At 67.2% G+C, this 3,492-nt stretch carries 4 protein-coding genes; 2 read left to right on the top strand and 2 right to left on the bottom strand.

From position 1 onward, the window contains the following. Positions 1-523: 523 nt before the first annotated feature. Positions 524-1,006: a GNAT family N-acetyltransferase gene (locus tag ABZ721_RS40860; protein WP_358793913.1), complete on the top strand. Its 483-nt coding sequence runs from the start codon at positions 524-526 to the stop codon at positions 1,004-1,006. Positions 1,007-1,053: 47 nt separating this feature from the next. Here the strand turns inward: ABZ721_RS40860 and ABZ721_RS40855 are convergent, their stop codons facing one another. Continuing rightward, complete coding sequence (locus tag ABZ721_RS40855; protein WP_358793912.1) at positions 1,054-1,629, bottom strand: transposase; 576 nt, start codon at positions 1,627-1,629, stop codon at positions 1,054-1,056. Further along, positions 1,536-2,096: a winged helix-turn-helix domain-containing protein gene (locus tag ABZ721_RS40850; protein WP_358793914.1), complete on the bottom strand. Its 561-nt coding sequence runs from the start codon at positions 2,094-2,096 to the stop codon at positions 1,536-1,538. Before ABZ721_RS40850 ends, ABZ721_RS40855 begins: the two co-directional genes overlap by 94 nt. 1,057 nt (positions 2,097-3,153) lie before the next feature. Between ABZ721_RS40850 and ABZ721_RS40845 the strand changes: the two genes are divergently transcribed. Then, positions 3,154-3,492 (top strand): helix-turn-helix domain-containing protein (locus ABZ721_RS40845; protein WP_358793911.1); only part of this gene is annotated, 339 nt, incomplete at its 3' end.

Here is a 3,492-nt window from a genome sequence, read left to right as displayed (position 1 = left end):
CCACAGCGGCCTCCCCGGCCTCAATGTCAACCGTCACGTCAGTCATCAACTGTCGCTTCCAGCTCAGGAGTTACACCGCTCACGGTACAGACCCCTGGCCAGCGTCCATCGGGCGCTGCCGGGGCCAGATGACCGACCTGTCAACGTAGAGGTGTGCAGATGATGAAACTCCCCCGTGCTTTGTCCGCTTCCGTTATTCTCTTCGCACTGGGAACGCTGCAGGGGCTTACTGAGCTCGGCGTTTCGAGGTGACGACTGGTCGGGGCCGAGGCTGGCCGCTGCGTCGCCTTGGTCCTCTTCGGGCAGGACTCTCCCTTGGCCCAGTGCGTCATTCCGACAGCGGACGGCGGTTGGATACGAAAAGGTCTGCGCCTCTTCGAGGAGCTCGGTAACCTACGTGCATGGAATGTTTCGCCTCCCGTCGGCTGCGCCACTGAGGGCTCGCTCGCCGCCCCTTCGCCGCGAGCGAGCCCGTCGATGCCTGTTCCTCCGGTTGTCGACTCCTCAGTGAGAGGCGCATTCCATGATCATTCGCAGCTTCGAGCCGCGTGACCTTCCGCGACTGACCGAGCTCGCCATCGAGACCTTCGGGCCGTTCTACGAGGACTCCTTCCGGCCCCTGGTCGGCGAGGTCATCTTTACCCGGCAGCACGGCCAATGGCGCGAGGACTACCGCACTCTCCTCGCGACACTGCACGTCCCGGAGCACAACAAGCACGCCGCCGTCGCTGACCTCGACGGAGTGATCGCGGGCTATGTGGGCTGGGAGATTGACCCTGTCCGCGAGCACGGGACCATCAGCATCCTCGCCGTCGACGCACATCACCGCCGTGACCATCTGGCAACCGAGCTGTGCGAGCACGCCTTCGGCCACATGCGTGCGCACGGAGCCATGTACGCCGAAATCGGAACCGGCGGTGACGAGTTCCATGCTCCGGGCAGGGCTTTGTACGAAAGCCTCGGGTGCATCAAGTTGCCCGTGGCGGTGTACTTCCGCGAACTGTAGCCCCGTTGACCGGAACGCCGACCGTGCCACAGGGTGTGGTCGGCGTTTCAAGGCACCCGCGGCAGATCGAGGCAGAGGCCGGTCCCGGCGAGGAAGCCGTCCAGGACGGCTGGTCGATACTGCAGGCGTTTGAGCCGGTTGCGAACCAGGGCTTCGAGCCGGTCGAGGGCGACGGAGGCGAGATTGGCCAGACTGCGTTTGACGTGGGCCCACAGCCCCTCTACCGGGTTCAGCTCGGGCGAGTAGGCCGGCAGCAGGAAGACCGTCAGCCAGTCTCGCTGGTCGATCAGGTCGCGCATCGTGCGTGAGACGTGGGTGTTCAGCCGGTCCCACACCAGCACGATCGGGGCCTTGACCTGGTGGTGCACGCCGTCGATGAGCTGGATGTAGTCGCGCTCGTCCATGCTGCGGCGCTGGTCCTTGCCCCCGCGGTGCACCCGTAGTCGGTGACACATGCGCGTGCGGCAGCCGGGACGGAAGGCGATGAGGCCGGCGACGGACAGGCGCCCGGAACGGCGGCCGCTGACCGTCACGACCGGCGTGACACCCCGGCGCCCCCAGGTGCGTCCGCGGGGCGGCCTGCGGGTGAAGCCCGCTTCGTCCTCGAAGCAGATCCATCCCAAGCAGGCCGCCCGTGCGCTTTTACCTCCTCCCAGGTCGCCTCCTTCCATACCTGGACGGCCTGCTCGTCGCGTTCGGCCGTACGTCTCACGGGCATCTGCGGGGTGAAGCCGACTCGGTGCATGAGGCGGTTGGCTCCGGAGACGCTGTAGGAGACGTGGAACTTCCGGCCGATCAACGTGGCGACGCGGGCGGCGGTCCACACCTGGTCCTCGTCCCAGCCGTGAGCGGCCGGTCCCTGGTCGAGGTAATCCGCCAGCTTCTCCAGGCAGCGCGGGGAGAGCTTGCACCGCCGACCGCTGGGTCCGCGCGTGACAAGCGCCGCCGTTCCCGCGTCTTTCCACGCCCGATGCCACAGATACGCCGATTTACGGCTCACCCGCAGCCGCCGGGCGACCTCTGGGGGACTTATCCCCTGGGCAAACAGCTCAGCGGCCTCGAACCGAACCGACTCCCGGCGTCGACGCACCCCGGGCGTCAGCCCGCCCCCATCTGCATAGCGCACACACCACGATCTACAGGCCCAGGGTCCGGCGGCAGCGAAACCAACGAACCGTCACCCCAAAGAGCCGACCTCAGTATCTACCTCGTGGAGTTCCTCGCCAGCGGGGACCGCATGAATGGATTTATCGAGACTGCTGCCGCTGAACTCTTTGTTGCGTGGGCTGTGGCCGGAACGCATTTCCTTCGTGAGCGCAAGTCTGGAGCAGCGAGCGGAACGCGCGCCTAATTCCCCGGTGTGCCGACCGAAAAAGCACTAGCTGTGACGGATGAGGAAGAATGAGGAACGCAGCCGGCGGGCCGATCTGGCCTGTGGCGGGGTTCGCTATCGCCGGTTGCGCCCCGCATAGCCGAACCAACGACGGCTCCACCGCATCCGGCGCCCCGCATCGACACGCCCGGAGTGATGCCCTCACTGCCCGCCACTGACCGTGCGATTGGCATTGACTTCTGACACGCCTCAGCATCGTCCGCGCCGGGGCCCTTCGCCGTCCTCGTCCTGGGCGGCGCGCTCCGGCGGTGCCGGTAAGCGTCACGAGCGGGGATTGCCTTGCGGCAGCGAGAGGCGGGGCCGGCCGTGTGACCAGCGTCGGCAGTCAGCGGAGGTCGATCGGAGCGATCGAGCACGCGCACCGATCGACTGACGCCGCCTCAACCAATGTGCTTCCTCGTCAGATCCGCCACTTCGCCCTGGACGGGGAGGGTTTCCCCGCCCAGGGCCGTATCCGTGGGCATCCCACTCGGCGTCACGCTGTGTCCGTACACCCTGGTCGACCAGACGGGCGTGTGCTCCGTCTGATCAACGGCAACCGCCTCCCCGGCCAGCCTCCGACCACCCCCGCGATGCTCCACCAGTTCCTGGACGGCCGCTCGCGCGTGGACGCACTGCGAGGAAGCCCCGGACTGCCGAGGTGCTACTCCATCAGGCGGTCGACACCCTGGCACGGCGCCCCCTCTAGAGATCTTTAAGGGTGTGCGTTACGTGGGGTCGTGACAGCTGTCGTGGGCCGCGCTATGCCGGAGGGATGAGGTATCCCGATGGTGGAGGGCTGACGGCTCACGAGCGGGTTCGGCGTGAGCGGGTCAGGTTGGCGGCCGCCGATCTGATCGAGGCCGGGGCCAGTGACCGGGAGGTGGCCCGGCAATTCAGAGTGACGCGTATGTCGGCGAACCGGTGGCGGCGGGCGTTGGCTTCGGGCGGGCGGCGGGCCCTGGTCTCCAAGGGCCCCGGTGGTGCCCGCTGCAAGCTCGATGCGGGTCAAGTGCGTGTACTGGAAGCGGTGTTGGATGCCGGCCCGGCCGTTGTCGGCTGGCCTGACCAGTGCTGGACTCTGGCGAGGATCGCCGAGATCGTGCGACGTCGG

Origin of the sequence: Streptomyces sp. NPDC006733 (genome assembly GCF_040636125.1) — a bacterium.
GTDB lineage: Bacteria > Actinomycetota > Actinomycetes > Streptomycetales > Streptomycetaceae > Actinacidiphila.
Note: the sequence above shows the minus strand (reverse complement) of the source record. Positions and strands in the feature narration are given on the sequence as shown.

Coding starts and splice junctions, on each gene's coding strand:
- ABZ721_RS40860 (WP_358793913.1), top strand. CDS start 524: ATGATCATTCGCAGCTTCGAGCCGCGTGACCTTCCGCGACTGACCGAG.